Source organism: Cellulomonas gilvus ATCC 13127, assembly GCF_000218545.1.
Classification (GTDB): Bacteria; Actinomycetota; Actinomycetes; order Actinomycetales; family Cellulomonadaceae; genus Cellulomonas; species Cellulomonas gilvus.
In genome coordinates this window covers 3,199,549-3,214,709 of sequence record NC_015671.1, presented here as the reverse complement: position 1 = coordinate 3,214,709, position 15,161 = coordinate 3,199,549, and the positions used below count along the sequence as shown (strand labels likewise).

General features: G+C 75.3%; 14 protein-coding genes, 1 tRNA gene and 1 pseudogene. 5 read left to right on the top strand and 11 right to left on the bottom strand.

The features are described from left to right. Positions 1-23: 23 nt before the first annotated feature. The 3 genes and pseudogenes from CELGI_RS14705 to CELGI_RS14695 all read right to left on the bottom strand — a co-directional run bounded on the left by CELGI_RS14705 (position 24) and on the right by CELGI_RS14695 (position 2,738). Positions 24-1,670 (bottom strand): annotated as a pseudogene (locus CELGI_RS14705) (ABC-F family ATP-binding cassette domain-containing protein). After that, positions 1,667-2,230, bottom strand: coding sequence for a GNAT family N-acetyltransferase (locus tag CELGI_RS14700; RefSeq protein ID WP_013884925.1), 564 nt, complete (start codon positions 2,228-2,230; stop codon positions 1,667-1,669). Before CELGI_RS14700 ends, CELGI_RS14705 begins: the two are co-directional and overlap by 4 nt. A 64-nt stretch (positions 2,231-2,294) precedes the next feature. Beyond that, entirely contained in the window at positions 2,295-2,738 is a 444-nt protein-coding gene (locus tag CELGI_RS14695; protein WP_013884924.1) for a hypothetical protein, read from the bottom strand. A 154-nt stretch (positions 2,739-2,892) separates the two neighbouring features. On the opposite strand from CELGI_RS14695, the gene CELGI_RS14690 reads away from it, so the two are divergent. Together CELGI_RS14690 and CELGI_RS14685 are read left to right on the top strand one after the other, a co-directional pair. Continuing rightward, positions 2,893-3,525: a GNAT family N-acetyltransferase gene (locus tag CELGI_RS14690; protein ID WP_245528116.1), complete on the top strand. Its 633-nt coding sequence runs from the start codon at positions 2,893-2,895 to the stop codon at positions 3,523-3,525. 169 nt (positions 3,526-3,694) lie between these two features. Then, positions 3,695-3,997, top strand: coding sequence for a DUF1540 domain-containing protein (locus tag CELGI_RS14685; protein WP_013884922.1), 303 nt, complete (start codon positions 3,695-3,697; stop codon positions 3,995-3,997). A gap of 61 nt (positions 3,998-4,058) precedes the next feature. Here the strand turns inward: CELGI_RS14685 and CELGI_RS14680 are convergent, their stop codons facing one another. Together CELGI_RS14680 and CELGI_RS14675 are read right to left on the bottom strand one after the other, a co-directional pair. Further along, positions 4,059-4,835, bottom strand: coding sequence for a phosphotransferase (locus tag CELGI_RS14680; RefSeq protein WP_013884921.1), 777 nt, complete (start codon positions 4,833-4,835; stop codon positions 4,059-4,061). Positions 4,836-4,884: 49 nt separating this feature from the next. Next, entirely contained in the window at positions 4,885-5,640 is a 756-nt protein-coding gene (locus tag CELGI_RS14675) for a hypothetical protein (RefSeq protein WP_013884920.1), read from the bottom strand. 165 nt (positions 5,641-5,805) lie between these two features. Between CELGI_RS14675 and CELGI_RS16630 the strand changes: the two genes are divergently transcribed. Then, positions 5,806-9,735: a sigma-70 family RNA polymerase sigma factor gene (locus CELGI_RS16630; RefSeq protein ID WP_013884919.1), complete on the top strand. Its 3,930-nt coding sequence runs from the start codon at positions 5,806-5,808 to the stop codon at positions 9,733-9,735. Between the two features lie 6 nt (positions 9,736-9,741). Here the strand turns inward: CELGI_RS16630 and CELGI_RS14665 are convergent, their stop codons facing one another. Both CELGI_RS14665 and upp read right to left on the bottom strand, forming a co-directional pair. Next, on the bottom strand, positions 9,742-10,407 hold the full coding sequence (locus CELGI_RS14665; protein WP_013884918.1) for an SDR family oxidoreductase: 666 nt from the start codon (positions 10,405-10,407) through the stop codon (positions 9,742-9,744). A 101-nt stretch (positions 10,408-10,508) separates the two neighbouring features. Further along, positions 10,509-11,144, bottom strand: coding sequence for a uracil phosphoribosyltransferase (gene upp / locus CELGI_RS14660; protein ID WP_013884917.1), 636 nt, complete (start codon positions 11,142-11,144; stop codon positions 10,509-10,511). A 50-nt stretch (positions 11,145-11,194) separates the two neighbouring features. On the opposite strand from upp, the gene CELGI_RS14655 reads away from it, so the two are divergent. After that, positions 11,195-11,677, top strand: a complete 483-nt coding sequence (locus CELGI_RS14655) for a nucleoside deaminase (RefSeq protein WP_245528115.1) — start codon at positions 11,195-11,197, stop codon at positions 11,675-11,677. Here the strand turns inward: CELGI_RS14655 and CELGI_RS14650 are convergent. Beyond that, positions 11,674-12,531, bottom strand: a complete 858-nt coding sequence (locus CELGI_RS14650; RefSeq protein WP_013884915.1) for an NAD-dependent protein deacetylase — start codon at positions 12,529-12,531, stop codon at positions 11,674-11,676. The genes CELGI_RS14655 and CELGI_RS14650 overlap by 4 nt on opposite strands. Before the next feature lie 87 nt (positions 12,532-12,618). Between CELGI_RS14650 and CELGI_RS14645 the strand changes: the two genes are divergently transcribed. After that, positions 12,619-12,708: transfer RNA gene (locus CELGI_RS14645), tRNA-Ser, on the top strand. Positions 12,709-12,823: 115 nt separating this feature from the next. On the opposite strand, the gene CELGI_RS14640 is transcribed toward CELGI_RS14645, so the two are convergent. From CELGI_RS14640 to CELGI_RS14630, 3 genes are all read right to left on the bottom strand, one after another. Further along, a complete protein-coding gene (locus CELGI_RS14640) occupies positions 12,824-13,249 on the bottom strand; it encodes a hypothetical protein (protein WP_169315163.1) in 426 nt (141 codons plus the stop codon). A gap of 119 nt (positions 13,250-13,368) precedes the next feature. Then, complete coding sequence (locus CELGI_RS14635; protein WP_013884913.1) at positions 13,369-13,758, bottom strand: LapA family protein; 390 nt, start codon at positions 13,756-13,758, stop codon at positions 13,369-13,371. Between the two features lie 371 nt (positions 13,759-14,129). Continuing rightward, positions 14,130-15,017, bottom strand: a complete 888-nt coding sequence (locus CELGI_RS14630; protein WP_013884912.1) for a hypothetical protein — start codon at positions 15,015-15,017, stop codon at positions 14,130-14,132. Between the last annotated feature and the right edge of the window lie 144 nt (positions 15,018-15,161).

The following is a 15,161-nucleotide window of genomic DNA, read 5'->3' as shown; positions in this document are numbered from 1 at the left end:
GGATCGTGGTCCCTCGAGCGGTCTCAGTCGGGCGTGACCTCGGTGACGCGTCCGTCCTCGACGTGCCAGCGGCGCGTGAGGCGGACGGTGTCGAGCATGCGGCGGTCGTGGGTGACCAGCAGGACGGTCCCCTCGAACGAGTCCATGGCCTGCTCGAGCTGCTCGATCGCGGGCAGGTCCAGGTGGTTGGTGGGCTCGTCGAGCACCAGCAGGTTGACGCCGCGGGCCTGCAGCAGCGCGAGCGCGGCCCGCGTCCGCTCGCCGGGGGACAGCGACGCCGCGGGCCGGCCCACCTGATGGCCCGCGAGCCCGAACTAGGCCAGGAGCGTCCGTACGTCCGCGGTGGTCCAGTCGGGGACCTCGCGCGCGAACGCCTCGCCCACGGGCTGGTCGCCCTCGAATGCGGCGCGCGCCTGGTCCACCTCGCCCACCTGCACGCCGGAGCCGAGCGTCGCGGCGCCGGAGGTCGGCCGGACGCGGCCCAGCAGGAGCGCCAGGAGGGTGGACTTGCCGGCGCCGTTGGGGCCGGTGACGGCCACGCGGTCCTGCCAGTCGAGCTGGAGGTCCACGGGGCCCAGCGTGAAGTCGCCGCGCCGCACCACGGCGGCCCGCGCGGTGGCGACCACCGCGCCCGAGCGCGGCGCCGTGGCGATGCTCATCTGCAGGCGCCACTCCTTGCGCGGCTCGGCCACCACCTCCAGTCGCTCGATCGCGCGGTCGGTCTGGCGGGCCTTGGCGGCCTGCTTCTCGGAGGTCTCACCCCGGTGGTGCTTGGTGTGCTTGTCGCCGTCGGTGGCCTTGCGCCGCGCGTTGCGCACGCCCTTCTCCATCCAGGCGCGCTGCATACGTGCGCGGGCGGCGAGCGCGTCGCGGCGCCCCGCGTAGTCCTCGTAGGCCTCGCGTGCCTGGCGGCGCGCGGTCGAGCGCTCCTCGAGGTAGGCGTCGTACGAGCCGCCGTACGTGGCCACGCGCTGCAGGCTCCGGTCGATCTCGACGACCGTGGTGACGGTCCGCGCCAGGAACTCCCGGTCGTGCGAGACCACGACGACGGGCGCCTGCGTCTGCGCGACGAACTCCTCGAGCCGGGACAGCCCGTCCGCGTCCAGGTCGTTGGTCGGCTCGTCGAGCAGGTACAGGTCGAACCGGGACAGCAGCAGCGCCGCGAGCCCGACGCGCGCGGCCTGCCCACCGGACAGCGCGGTCATCGACAGGCCGAGGTCCACGGCCAGGCCCAGGTCGTCGGCGACGACGCCGAGCCGCGCGTCGAGGTCCGCGCCGCCCAGCGCCATCCAGCGCTCGAGCGCATGCGTGAACGCATCCGCGGCGTCGGGCTCGTCGTTCGCGAGCGCGTCCGCGGTGGCGTCCATCGCCCGCTGCGCGTCGTGCACGCCGGTGCGCCGCTCCAGGAACGCACGCACGCTCTCGTCGGACCGGCGCTCCACCTCCTGCCGCAGGTAGCCGACCTGCGCGGACGCGGGGGACAGCGCGACCGCGCCGGACTCGGGCGCACGCAGGCCCGCGAGTATCCGCAGCAGCGTCGTCTTGCCCGCACCGTTCGGCCCGACGAGCCCGACGACGTCGCCGGGTGCCACCACCAGGTCCAGCCCGGAGAACAGCTCGCGGTCGCCGAACGCGGCGGCCACCTGGCGGGCCTGGAGGGTTGCGCTCATCCGTCCATCCTCCCGGGCTCGAGCGCCTCGCCACCCCACTCGCTCGCGAGCACGGCGTACTGGTACGTGTCGTGCCACACGGGCGTCCCGTCGGGGGCCGTGGTGAAGCTCGCGCCCTGAAGCACGTGGGCCTCGCGGCGCATCCCGACGCGCACCAGCAGGCGCCACGACGCGGTGTTACGGGGGTCGCAGCGGGCCACCACGCGGTGCGCCCCACGAACGACGAACAGCTCGGTGAGCAGGGCGCGCACCGCCTCGGTCGCGTACCCGTGGCCCCAGTGGCCGGGGTTCATCACGTAGCCGACGGTCCAGGTGCGCCACTGCGGCGGGCCCTCGGGTGCGACGTACAGGTTCCCGACGAGCGTGCCGTCCGCCAGGCACACGGCGACGAACCGCTCGTCGTGCGCGCGGTCCGCGGCCGCCCGTGCGCTCTCCTGCCGGGTGTGCGGGCCGTACGGCTCGTAGCGCACCGCGTCCGGGTGGCTGAGGTACGCGTGCAGCGCCTCGCCGTCGTCGGCGCGGAACGGGCGCAGCAGCAGCCGCTCGGTGGTCAGGTTCACAAGCCCCGCACCGTACGCGCCGCGGCGTGGCGCGACGAGCGCATTGCCCGGCGCCGCCGTGCGGTCAGCCGCAGTAGTCGCAGATCCCCGTGCCGGGCAACGTGGTGGAGCAGGTGGGGCAGATGGGTGCGACGCGCTCGGGCACCGCGGGCTTGCGGACCGCGCGGGTCGCGGTCGCGGCGCGGCGGGCGGTACCCGCGGCGGGCCGGGGCGCCGCACCGGGCGTGGACCGCGGCTCGTCGACCTCGAACCCGCGCTTGCGCAGCACCGTGGCGGCCGCGTGCATGCCACCGTGGAACTCGTCGGACAGCGCGATCCGGCCGGTCGCGTACCGGTGCGCCACCCCGAGCACGGCCTTCGAGTCGTACCGGCGGCCCTCGTGGACCAGTGCGTACTCGGGCGACGGCTCGAACCCGTAGACGCCCAGGAAGTCCTCGGGCCCGCGGGTGTCGTACTCCGCGATCGCCTGGAGGATGTGCTGACGCGTCACTGCGGAGAAGGTGGCCACGACACCGAGCCTACGGCGCCCCGGCGGGGGTCCCGTCGGGACCTGCGCCCGTCGCCCCGCGTGCGTCCGTGCGGGAGCGACGCACGTCACGCGGGGGCCCGCTCCCGCTCCGCGGCGCGGGGTGGCACAATGTGGACAGTTGTCCAGTTCGCCCGTGTCAGGAGACCCCGTGCTCGTCGTGCCCGCGACGCCCGCCGACCTGCCCGCCGTCGCGGCAGTGCTGGGGGAGGCCTTCGAGGACGACCCGGTGATCGTCGGCTTCGTCGGACCGCGCGACGGCCGCCGGGAGCGTGCGACCCACCTGTTCGGGGCGCTGCTCGCCGCGGAGGGTGACGCGGCCGTCGTCGACGTGATCCGCGGCCACGACGGTGCGCTGCTCGGCGCGGCCGTGTGGGAGCTGCCGGGCACGGACGGGGCCACGCTCCCCGCGCTCCTCGGGCAGACGCCCGGCTTCCTGCGGGCGCTCGGGCTGGGCGGGGTCCGCCGCGCGCTGACGGGCCGGAGCGCGTTCGCGCGCCGCCGCCCGGCCGAGGACCACTGGTACCTCGGTCAGATCGGCGTGACCGCGGCCGCGCGCGGGGCGGGCGTGGGCTCGCGGCTGCTCGAGCACCGGCTGCGGTTCATCGACGCCGCGGGCGTGGGCGCCTACCTCGAGTCGTCCACCGAGCGGAACCGGGGCCTGTACCGGCGGCACGGGTTCGAGCCGCAGGGCGTCATCGACGGCGTGCCGCACGCCGAGCCGGTGGCGATGTGGCGCGCACCGCGCACGCTTGCCGAGGTCGGCTGACCTGCGCGGACGGCCTTTACGTCACGCACCTGTTGCCGAAAAACAGCCCCTGACCTGCGCAGATGTCCGGTGCGCCACCCTGGCGCCGGGCGCGCAGCGGGTCTAGCGTGGGTGGAGCTGAGCCCCCCGGCTCGGCCCGATGCACGTGACGAACCCCCGGAGGCGCACCGTGACCGACCTCATGGACCTGCCCGCCATCGCCGAGTGTTCGGTGGCCGGCTGCTCGTACAACGACCACTCGCACTGCCACGCCGCGGCGATCACGATCGGCGGCACCTCGGGTGACGCGCAGTGCGCCACCTTCATCCCGCTCACCGTCAAGGGCGGCCTCGACAAGGTGCTCAGCCACGTCGGTGCGTGCCAGCGGGCCGAGTGCTCGCACAACTCGCACCTCGAGTGCACCGCGGACTCGATCCGCGTCGGCGCCGGCCAGGACACCGCCGACTGCCTGACATTCGCCCCCGTGGCCTGACGCCACCCGCAAGCCCCGGCGCCCGCTGCGGACACCGCGGCGGGCGCCGGCGCACCCGGGGTCAGTGGCTGACGCGCATGAGCTCGCGGACCAGCGCGGCCGCCTGGCCGATCAGCGCGATCTCCTCCGGCAGGCGGGACGGGCACGCGCTGCGGGCGGCGACCGCCTCCTCCAACGTCTCCAGCGGCGAGACCGGGCTGCGCGTGGCGAACGCCGCGAGCAGTGCGCGGGCGCCCTTGGAGTAGTCGCCGTCCGCGTCCACCGCGACCTCGCCCAGCAGGAGCGACGTGACGGCGACGTCGAGCGCGGCGGTGCCCGCGCGGGCGCTGGCCCAGTCGACGAGCGACGGCCCGCGCGCCTCGGACAGCACGACGTTGCCGGGGTGGATGTCGAGGTGCACCACGACGTCGCCCGCGCGCGCGGCGCCCGGAGCCGGCACGGCGTGCAGGCGCTCGTGCAGGTCCAGGAGGATCGCGGCCCCGTCCGGCAGCGAGACCTCGCCCGCGGCCAGCGCCTGCAGGAGCGTGGGGCCGTGCAGGCGCTCCATCACCAGGTCCGGGCCCTGGGCCGCGAACACCGCGGGTGCCGGGAAGCCGTGGCCGCTGACGTGGCGCAGCACCTCGACCTCGGCGCTCGCGTCCTCGCCGGAGCGGTAGCGCCGCAGCACCGTGTGGTCGTCGAGCACGAAGACGTCCGCGCGGTGCCCCGTCGTCAGCAGGGGACCGGGCTCCGCGACCACGTCCGCGTCGGGTGCCGGGAGCGCACCCCCGACGGGACGCGTCGGCCCGGCGTCGGGCGAACGCACCGGATCATGCGGGGCGAGTCCGGCGGGGCTCATCCCACGACGGTAACCCCGCTGCTCCGGGGCGCAACCGGCCGGGGGCGCGTCAGGTGCGCGCGAGGCGACGCAGCCGGACGGCGGCCTCGTCGGCCGTGGGCGGCAGCGGCTCGGTCCACGTGCGCAGGGGGGAGCGCGTGACGTCCTCGAGGCCGCCCGCGGCGGCCTGCGCCGCGATGCGCGTGGGCAGCGAGTCCACCGCGTCGGTCACGTCCTGCCCCGGACGCAGCAGCACGACGAACGTGCCGCCGCCGAGGCTCGCCATCGGCTGGGCCGCGCCGAACAGCTCGCGGAGCACCGCACCGACCGCCGCCTGGCGTGCCATCCGGCTGAACGGGTCCGGTACGCCCGCGGCCACGTCGACCACGAGCAGGTCGCCCTCCGGGGAGCCGTCCGGGTAGCACTCCGCCACGCGCAGCCGCAGGTAGTCGCCCGTCGGCAGGCCCGACTCCGCGTCCTGCGCCACGGGCAGGTGCACGGGCGCCGCCGACGCGTCCGCCCAGCCCGTGCACAGCGCACGCACCACGGACAGCGGGGGCTCGGCGCTCGTCGTCGTCCGGTACAGGCACGCGAGGTCGTCGATCGCCTCGGCGATGCCCACGCCCATGTCCCCGCGCGCCTGGCCGAGCCGTGCCGCCGCGGGCACCGGGTCGTCCCGGAGCAGCAGCGCGAGCGCGAGCTCGTCGACCGCGGGGTGGTACCAGTCGGACGGGCGGCGCCACACGGACGCGACGCTCTCGTCGCGCCACCGCGCGAGCAGGTGCGACGACTGCGTCGGAAGGACGGGCAGGTTCTCGGCTGTCACGTGCGATGAGAGGGGCGTTCCCGCAGGCTATGACGCCGGTCCGGCACATTCACCCGGTCGGCCCAACCGCGGCGGTTCCTGGTGATTACGCCGCGTCCGTCCGGTATGCGACCCTGGACGGGTTCGCGTGCTTCCTGCACGCCTGTCCCCAGCGAGGTCAACCAGGTGGATGCGGCGACCGTCGCGCGCAGCGACGCCGAGCTGATCGCAGCCGTGCGCGCCGGCGACCCCACCGGATTCGCCGCGCTGTACGAGCGGCACGCATCCGCCGCGACCACGGTCGCGCGGCAGTACACGAACGACCCCGCGGACGCCGACGACGTCGTCTCGGACGCCTTCGCGGCCGTGTACGGCGCGCTGCAGCGAGGCAACGGTCCCGACGAGGCCTTCCGCGCCTACCTGTTCACGGTGGTCCGGCGCACGGCCGCCGTGCGGCGTGAGGGGGCCCGCAAGGTCACGCCGACGGACGACCTGGCCACGCTCGAGGCGGGCACGGCGCTCGCGGGCACGGCCGAGGAGCCCACGCTCGCGGGGTTCGAGCGCGGTGTGGTCGCGCGCGCGTTCCACTCGCTGCCCGAGCGGTGGCAGGCCGTGCTCTGGCACACCGAGGTCGAGGAGCTCACGCCCGCCGAGATCGCCCCGATCCTGGGGCTGACCGCGAATGGCGTCGCGGCGCTCGCCTATCGCGCGCGCGAGGGTCTGCGTCAGGCGTACCTCCAGCAGCACCTGCGTGACCCGCTCGAGCCCGGGTGCCAGGGTGTCGCCGGGTCGCTGGGTGCGTACGTGCGCGGTGGGCTGGGCACGCGCGAGACGGGCAAGGTCGAGGCCCACCTGGAGGGCTGCGGCGAGTGCCGTGCGCTGCTGCTCGAGCTCGGGGACGTCAACCACGGCATGCGTGCCGTGATCGCGCCGCTGGTGCTCGGGCTCGCGGGTCTGGGCGCGTTCGCGGGCCTGCTTCCCGCCGGCGGGGTGGCCGTGGGTGCCGCCGCAGCCGTCGCTGCCGGGTCGGGCGCCGTGACCGGTGGTACGGCCGGGTCGGGCGCCGCCACCGGGGGTGCCGCCAGGGAGGGCGGTGCGGGCGCTGCCGGCTCGGGCGCGGCGGGTGCCGCGGGCGGCGCGGGTGGTGCCGCCGCGGGTGGCGGTGCCATCGCGGGCCTGCTCTCCGGTGTTCCCGCGGTCGTCGTCGCCGCAGTCGCGGGTGCCGTGATCGTCGCGGCCGTCGCGGTCTCGATGGCGATCGGGATGAACGGCGGGGGCCGGGACCCGGAGGCCGGTCCGGGCGTGCTCCCCACCGGCACGGCGACCCCGGTGCCGGTCGTCACGCCCGGCGGGCCGAGCGCGCCGAGCAGCACGGCACCCTCGTCGGACCCGTCGACCGCCCCGTCCGACGTCCCCGGTGCGACGGACCCGGACCCGACGAGCGACCCCACCGACGCCCCGACGAGCGTGCCGACCTCGGACCCGACGACCCCGCCGCCGACCGGGGAGCCGACCACCGAGCCGACGGCTGAGCCCACCGGCGAGCCGACCACCGAGCCCACGGGCGAGCCGACCACCGAGCCGACGGACCCGCCCGACGACCCGACGCTGACCATCGACCTGCCCCCGGACGGCCTGGTCCTCGCGGGCGGCGCCGCCGGTCAGGACCTGTCGCTCACGGTCCGCAACGACGGCGGGCAGGCCGCGGTCCAGCTGGTCGCCGAGGTCACGCTGCCCGAGGGCGTCGTCGTCGACTCCGCGCAGGGCACGGCCCCCACGACGGTGCTCGCCGGCCCGTCCTGGTCGGGCCCGTTCGCAGCGACCGCGCTGGTGGCCCCCCGGATGTTCGCCGCCGCGGACGACTGGACCTGCGTGGTGCCCAGCCCGCAGCTGGCCCGCTGCACGCTCGCGTCGCTGCCCGCGCGCGACGCCGCGCGCCTGACGGTGCAGGTGAGCATCGACGAGACGTTCGACGCGGACGCCGCCCAGGTGGGGCTCGCCGTGACGGGCCTCGGCATCGAGTACCGGCCCCCGCCCATCGGCATCGACGTGACGCCGTCGCCCGCGCGCCTGGCGCTGGACCCCGCGCAGGAGCCGGTCGCGCTGGTGGCGCGCCGCGAGCGCACCGCCACGTTCCTGCTGCACAACGCGGGCCGCGCGCAGGCCGAGCGCCCGCAGGCTCGTCTGACGCTCCCGGCCGGTGTCACGTGGACGGGCGACGTGGTCGCGCCCTGGACGTGCCGCGCCGAGGGGCCCGACGTGCTGGCCTGCGAACGTGACGGCATGGGCGGGCGCCAGGCCGTCCCCCTCACGGTGGGCCTGACGGCGACGAGCGACGACGCAGCGGACGTGCGCCTCGAGCTCGCGCCGGTGCGCAGCCCGTACTCGTCGTCCGCGCGGGTGGCCGTCGGGGTGCGTCAGCCGGCGACGCTCGCGGTGGACGGTCCGGCCACGGTGACGGTGGCGGGCGGACGCACGTCGTCGTTCGGACTCACGGTGGCGAACACCGGGGACCTGGACGCCGAGGCCGCGGCGCTCGTGGTGCAGCTGCCCACGGGTCTGGACTGGGTGCCGGACTCGGGTACCGGCGACTGGCGGTGCGCCGCGGACCTGCGGCCGCAGCCGACGTCGCCGCAGACGGTCCGTTGCGACGGTCCGCGGCTCGCGGCCGGGGCCGCGGCGTCGCTCACGCTCGCGGTGCAGGCGCGCGCGGGCGCGGTCGGGGACGCGGGGTCGCTGGTGGCCGCCGCGAGCGCGCACGACGCCGACCTGGGCACGTGGACCGCGGCCGTCCGGGGCACCGCACCCGTGCTGACGGTCACCGATGCGGCCGTCGGGCTGCGGGCCGACGACGCCGGCGAGGTGGTGTTCGCGGTCCGCGTGCAGGGCGGCGCCGATGCGGCAGACGCGGCCGACGTGGTGGCCACGGTGGACCTGCCGGGCAACCTCCTGGTCACGGCGCGGCCCGACGCTCCCGTGCCTGCCGCGTGCGAGGTGCGGTACGCGGACGTCACGTGCCGGTGGCCGCACGTCGCGGCGGGTGAGGTCGTCGAGGTGCTGCTCCCCGTGCGCTCCACGTGGAGCTCGCCCACCACCGTGACGGTCACCGCGCGCGCGGCGGGGGCACAGGACGCGGTCGGCCACGCGGACGTGCCGAGCCGGTCCGGCGTGCTCGCGGAGCGGTTCACCACGCACACCGGTGGCTGGGACGTGACCGAGGCGGGTGCCCCGGTGCTGACGTGCGATGCGAAGCTCGCGGCGTGCGTGCGCGCCCAGGCAGGTCTGGCGGACAACAACAGCCAGAAGATGCTCCCGCTCGACGAGGCCCCGCCCGCGGCGGGCACCCTCCGCGCGAAGGTCCCGGTGTCCTCCACCACCACGCTGACGGTGCCGCAGGGCCGGGAGATCGCGTTCGCGGGGCTGTACTGGTCCGCCGTGCGCGGCGGCACGGACACCTGGAGCGGCCCGCTCGACCAGGCGCTCCTGCGCGGACCCGGCGGCGCCTACGTGCCGGTGCGCGGGGAGACGGCCGAACGCTCGGACGCGAGCGGTCGGCGCTACTACACGTCGTTCGCGGACGTCACCGCCCAGGTGCGCGAGCGCGGTGCGGGGGCATGGTCGCTGGCCGACTCCGCCGTGAGCGCCACGCGGAACGACAACGACCCCACCTACTACGGCGGCTGGTCGCTCGTGGTGGTCTACGCCGCGCCCGGTGACGCGCGCGTGACCGTGTACGACGGGGGGCTGTGGGTCGGCACCGCGACGCCGCCGCCCGCGTTCCGGTTCTCGACGCCCGCCGGCTCGACCGCGCGCATCGGTGTGGTCGGCTGGGAGGGCGACCGCGGGCTGAGCGGGGACCGGCTGCGCCTGGGCGGGCTGTGCACGGACGCGACGACCGACCTGGTGCCGTTGCGGTCCGACGGCACCCGCGGGTCCGCCGGGAACGCGTTCGACTCGTCCGCCGTCGGCTGGCGCACGTCGTCGTCGCTCGGCATCGACGCCAAGGGCTTCGCGCCGACGACGATCGGGTGCGACGTCTCGTCGTTGACGCCCGTGACCACCGGTGACCAGTACCTGGTCGGGGCGATCACCCTGCGGACGCAGCCCGCCGGCTGACCCCGTTCAGTCCGCGGGGTCGACCACCGCGGCGACGGCCGCGGCCACGGGCACGACGCCCGACGTCAGCTCGAGGACCAGGCCCGCGCTCGCGGGCTCGTGCAGCAGCGCCAGCAGCACCGCGGCGACGTCCGCGCGCGGCACCGCGCCGCGCGGCACGGACTCCTCGAGCCGGACCAGGCCCGTCGGCTCGTCGTCGGTCAGCATGCCCGGCCGCAGGATGGTCCAGTCCAGGTCCCGTCCACGCAGGTCCAGCTCGGAGGCCGTCTTGGCCTGCAGGTACGCCGCGAACACGTCGTCCGTGCCCGGCGGGGGAGCGGCGTCCGCCCCCATCGAGGAGATCAGCACGTAGCGCCGCACCCCGGCCGCGTGCGCGCCCTCGGCGAGCATCGCGGCTGCGCCGCGGTCCACCGAGTCCTTGCGACTCGCACCGCTGCCCGGCCCGGCGCCCGCCGCGAACACCACGGCGTCGGCACCCGAGACCACACCCGCGACGTCGAGCGCGTTGCACCGCTCGAGGTCGAGGATCACGGCCTCCGCGCCGTCGGCCGTCACGTCGTCCACCTGGTCCAGCGAGCGGATGAGCGCCACGGGCACGTCACCGTTGGCCGCCATCGCGCGGGCCAGGTGGCGCGCGACCTTCCCGTGCCCACCCGCGACCGCGATCCGCATGGCGCCCACGCTAAGCAGGCGCCGTGGGTCCGGCGACCGGGAGGGTTCGCCCGGACGGGTGACGTCGCGCCCGAGCGGCCGCGGGCGTCGTCGGGGCGGGGTCAGACCACGCCGTACAGGCGGTCGCCCGCGTCGCCCAGGCCCGGCACGATGTACGCCTTCTCGTTGAGGCGCTCGTCGACGGCCGCGACCACGACCTGCACGTCCGCGCGGTCCCCGACGAAGTCCTCGACCACCTTGATGCCCTCGGGCGCCGCGAGCAGGCACACCGCGGTGACGTCACGCGCACCGCGCTGCAGCAGGTAGTCGATCGCGGCGACCAGCGTGCCGCCCGTGGCGAGCATCGGGTCCAGCAGGAAGCACTGCCGGCCCGACAGGTCCTCGGGCAGGCGGTTGGCGTACGTGATCGCCTCGAGCGTCTCCTCGTCGCGCTGCATGCCCAGGAACCCGACCTCGGCAGACGGCAGCAGGCGCGTCATGCCGTCGAGCATCCCCAGGCCCGCGCGCAGGATCGGCACCACGAGCGGGCGCGGCTGCGCGAGCTTGGTGCCCGTCGTCGTCGCGACCGGGGTGGTGATCTCCACCTCCCGCGTGCGGACGTCCCGCGTCGCCTCGTACGCGAGGAGCGTGACGAGCTCGTCGACGAGGAGTCGGAACGTGGCCGACGGCGTGGTGACGTCCCGCAGGACCGTGAGCTTGTGGGCGACGAGCGGGTGGTCCGCGACGTGCAGGCGCATGCGTGCAGGCTACTCGTCCCGACGAGGCTGCCGTGCGCCATCATGGCCGCATGACCGGCCCCGCGCGCCCGCCCGCGCCCCAGGACGCGTGGGCGATGGGCCTCGCGCTCGACGAGGCCCGGCACGCCGTGGCCACCGGGGACGTCCCGGTGGGGGCCGTCGTCGTCGACCAGCACGGTGCCGTCGTCGGACGCGGGCGCAACGTGCGCGAGGCGGACGGCGACCCCACCGGCCACGCCGAGGTGCAGGCGCTGCGCGCGGCCGCGGAGGCGCTCGGCCGGTGGCGGCTGGACGACTGCACGCTCGTCGTGACGCTCGAGCCGTGCCTCATGTGCGCGGGGGCCACGGTCCTCGCGCGCATCCCGCGTCTGGTGCTCGGCGCGTGGGACCCCAAGGCCGGCGCGTGCGGGTCCCAGTGGGACGTGGTCCGCGACCGGCGCGTCAACCACCGCGTCGAGGTGGTGGGCGGCGTCCGCGAGGACGAGTGCGCCACGCTGCTGCGGCACTTCTTCGAGGCGCAGCGCGAGGACTAAGGAGCCGGCAGCTCCTGCGCCAGCTCCGTGAGCGTCTCCGACGTGCCGCCGTCCAGCGCCACCGCCGCGTACCGGTCCCCGCGCGTGGCCCCGCGGTTGACGACGACGACCGGCTTGCCCGTCCGTGCCGCGTGCCGCACGAACCGCAGCCCGGACTGCACCGTCAACGACGAGCCCGCCACCAGGAGCGCGTCGGCCGCGTCGACCATCGCGTACGCGCGCTCCACCCGCTCACGCGGGACCAGCTCCCCGAAGTACACGATGTCCGGCTTGAGCACCCCGCCGCACACCGCGCACGCCGCGACGACGAAGTGGCTGGTCTGCTCGATCACCGCATCCGCGTCCGGCGCGATCTCCACGTCCCCGACCGCGCCGACCGACTCCACGAACCCGGGGTTCAGCGCGTCCAGCCGGTCCGCGAGCTCGGCCCTGGAGATGACGGTGCCGCAGTCCAGGCACACCACACGGTCGTACCGGCCGTGCAGGTCGATCACGTGCCGCGACCCCGCCGCCTGGTGCAGCAGGTCCACGTTCTGCGTGATCAGCCCGCCGACCACACCTCGGCGCTCCAGCTCCGCGAGCGCGCGGTGGCCCGCGTTCGGCAGAGTCCGGCCCACGTGCCGCCAGCCCACGTGGTTGCGCGCCCAGTAGTGCCGCCGGAACGCCTCGTCGCCCATGAACTGCTGGAACGTCATCGGCGTGCGCGGCGGTGAGTCCGGGCCGCGGTAGTCCGGGATGCCCGAGTCCGTGGACACGCCCGCACCCGTGAGCACCGCCAGGCGGCGGCCCGCGAGCACCTCGATCACGTCCGCGAGCGAGCCGGGCGTGACGGGGCGGGCGTCGTCGGAGCTCACCCGCCCACGCTACGTCGCACCGGCCGCGGGGTGCTCGGCGGCCTGGATTCGGTGCACGGGCTCCGAGCGGGTACCCTTCTGCACCGAGGTAGCGTGTCCGAGCGGCCTAAGGAGCACGCCTCGAAAGCGTGTGTGGGTGAAAGTCCACCGTGGGTTCAAATCCCACCGCTACCGCCATGTCGAGTTCACCGAGGTGGACCTCGATAGCTCACGAAGTCCGGGGTGGTCTCCAGCTGGGGGCCGCCCCGGACCTCGTCGAGGACGCACCGCTGGCTGGGCGTGCACGACGGCCTCACACGAAGCGGATCGACTCGGCCACCGTGTGTGTCGCGGCGGCACGCCGACGCTCGCCGACCGCCAGGGCCTCGGCCTCGACCGCCCGCTCCGAGGTCTGCGCCCGCAGGTCGCGCCCGAGGTCGCGGAGCATGGCAGCCAGGGCGGCGGCGAGGCCGTCGTGGAGCTGTGCGAGGGTCGTGTTCTCGATCAGGAGGCGACGGTCGGAGACGACGAGCCGCAGGGTGGGCCCGTCCGCCGGGGCGCCGATCTGCGCCGCGAGGGCTTGGGCGGTCGCGGGGGCCTCGATGCGGGCCCGCTCGTCGTGGCTGACCTGCCGGGAGAACACGGCCGGGACCGTGTAGGCGGCGGGCTCGTCGGGCGTACCGAGCTGAGTGGGGAGCCCGGACTCGAGGACCGAGAGCAGGCGGAGGTCCCTCGTCACGGAACCGGGGCCGTCGGTGGCGGGCGTCGCAGGGGAGTGGGCGGTGTTACCGGTGGTCGTCATGGCGGTGGCCCCTGTTCAGGTGGAAGAAGTCGACGCTGGTGCGCGGCGACTGGCTGTCACAGGGTCGACACCGAGGCGGCGTGCCGGTCCGAGCGGATGCGGCGACGGAGCTGCCCGATCCGCAGACTCCCGATGACCAGGGCGATCAGGCCGACGCCGATGCCCGCGATCAGGAGCACGAGCGCCAGCGGGGCCGAGCCGGACATCCCGAGGAACGTGACCTCGACCGGCGTCGTGTTCTGCATCATGAACACCACGAGGGCGATCAGGACGAGGACGCCGACGCACACGCCGACCCAGGCGGCGCCGGTCCGCGAGCGCACCGGCCTGTCCGTGGGAGACCCGTTGGCGACCTTCGACGGCCGGTAGCCGTCAGGCAGCGGGCGCAGGGGCACGTCGAGAGGCGAGGACGATGAGTGAGACCTGGTGTTGCGCTGGACGGGCATGACGCCCTCCTTCACCGTGCCAGGAGGTGAGCCGTCGACTGACAGCAGGTCATCCCGGAACTCCTGCCATCGTACGCTCGTTCGAGCGCTCATGGCTGGTCGGGGCGGCTCAGGTTTCGAGCGCCGTGCATCGGGCGCCACGCGCCGGATGCGGAAGCAGGCGTAGTACGCCCGCTTCGAGCACCCCGCAGGCAGACCGCACCGGGATGCTCACTGCGGCCACATCACGGACCAGCGGGGAGCATTGCGGGAGCGAGCGGGCAGCGGGGTAGTCCGCCGCGCGGCGCAGGATCTCGTCGTCCTCCTGGTGCAACCGGAGCGTCCCATGGCGCAGCTGGGACAGCTCGTTCTGCTCACTGGACGTCTGGCCGTCAACGACGCCGTCGTTGATGTCGGCCCGTCGTACCCACCGCCGGGCAGTCCCCGGCGCAGTCCCAGCCTGCGATCGACTGGGCGACCAGGTCGGGGTGCTCCTCGAGCCAGGGCCCGAGCCGCGCGGCGAGCGCGACGATCGCGAGCTCGTAGGTCGTGGTGCGGCAGTCGGCGTCGGCCTGCGCGGCCGCGAGCTCGTACTTCCTGGCCTGGTCGAGCTCGGGGCTCGGGGAGCTCCCGCCCAGGGGCATGAGCCGGGAGAACTCCTTCTGGATGGCGAGGTAGAGCTCCTTCGAGGTCGTGATCGTCGGGTAGCCGTGGTCCGACATGCAGGCGGGGTAGCGGGACCAGGCGTCGCGGACCGCAGGGAGCGCGACGACCTCGGCGACGGCGTCACTGATGGCAACCTGCAGGGGCTCCGAGGCAGGGACGTCCCAGGGCGGAGAGAAGTCCGGACCGCTCGAGCAGACGCTGAGCGCGTCCGTGTAGTCGTCGCCGGCGGCGGCGGACGGTGCCGGCTCTTCCGGCGGGTGCATCGCGACCCACTCCTCGGCGAGTCGCCACCCGGCCGCGCTGACCGGGTGGACCTCGTTGGACCCCGTACCGCCGGTCAGCCTCGTGGGACGGAGCCCCGGGTCGGGGTCCGGAGGCCGGAGGTACTCGAAGCCCTTGCGGGCCATGCAGGCCTGCGCCGCGTCCTGGGACCTGTCCCACAGGCCCCTCGCGAACGCCTGCCTCTGCTCCAGTGAGCCGTACGCGGCGTCGTAGGCCCGGTAGACGACGTCCTCAGCGTCCGCCACACGCGACGCCGACGGGGAGGTCACGCTCGCGCAGCCCGTCACCAGCACCAGCACCGCGGCGCTCACCCATGCGGAGTTCGTGTGCATCCGTCCCCCTGCCTGCGTCCGGGGCTCGAGCGGGCCGATCGGCCGCCCACCGGTGTCACGGCCCGATCCGATCAGCCCGCTCCACGCGGTCAAGGACACCGTGGCACCATCCGACCGTCTGCGGAAGGCCGCGGAGGTCTTCGG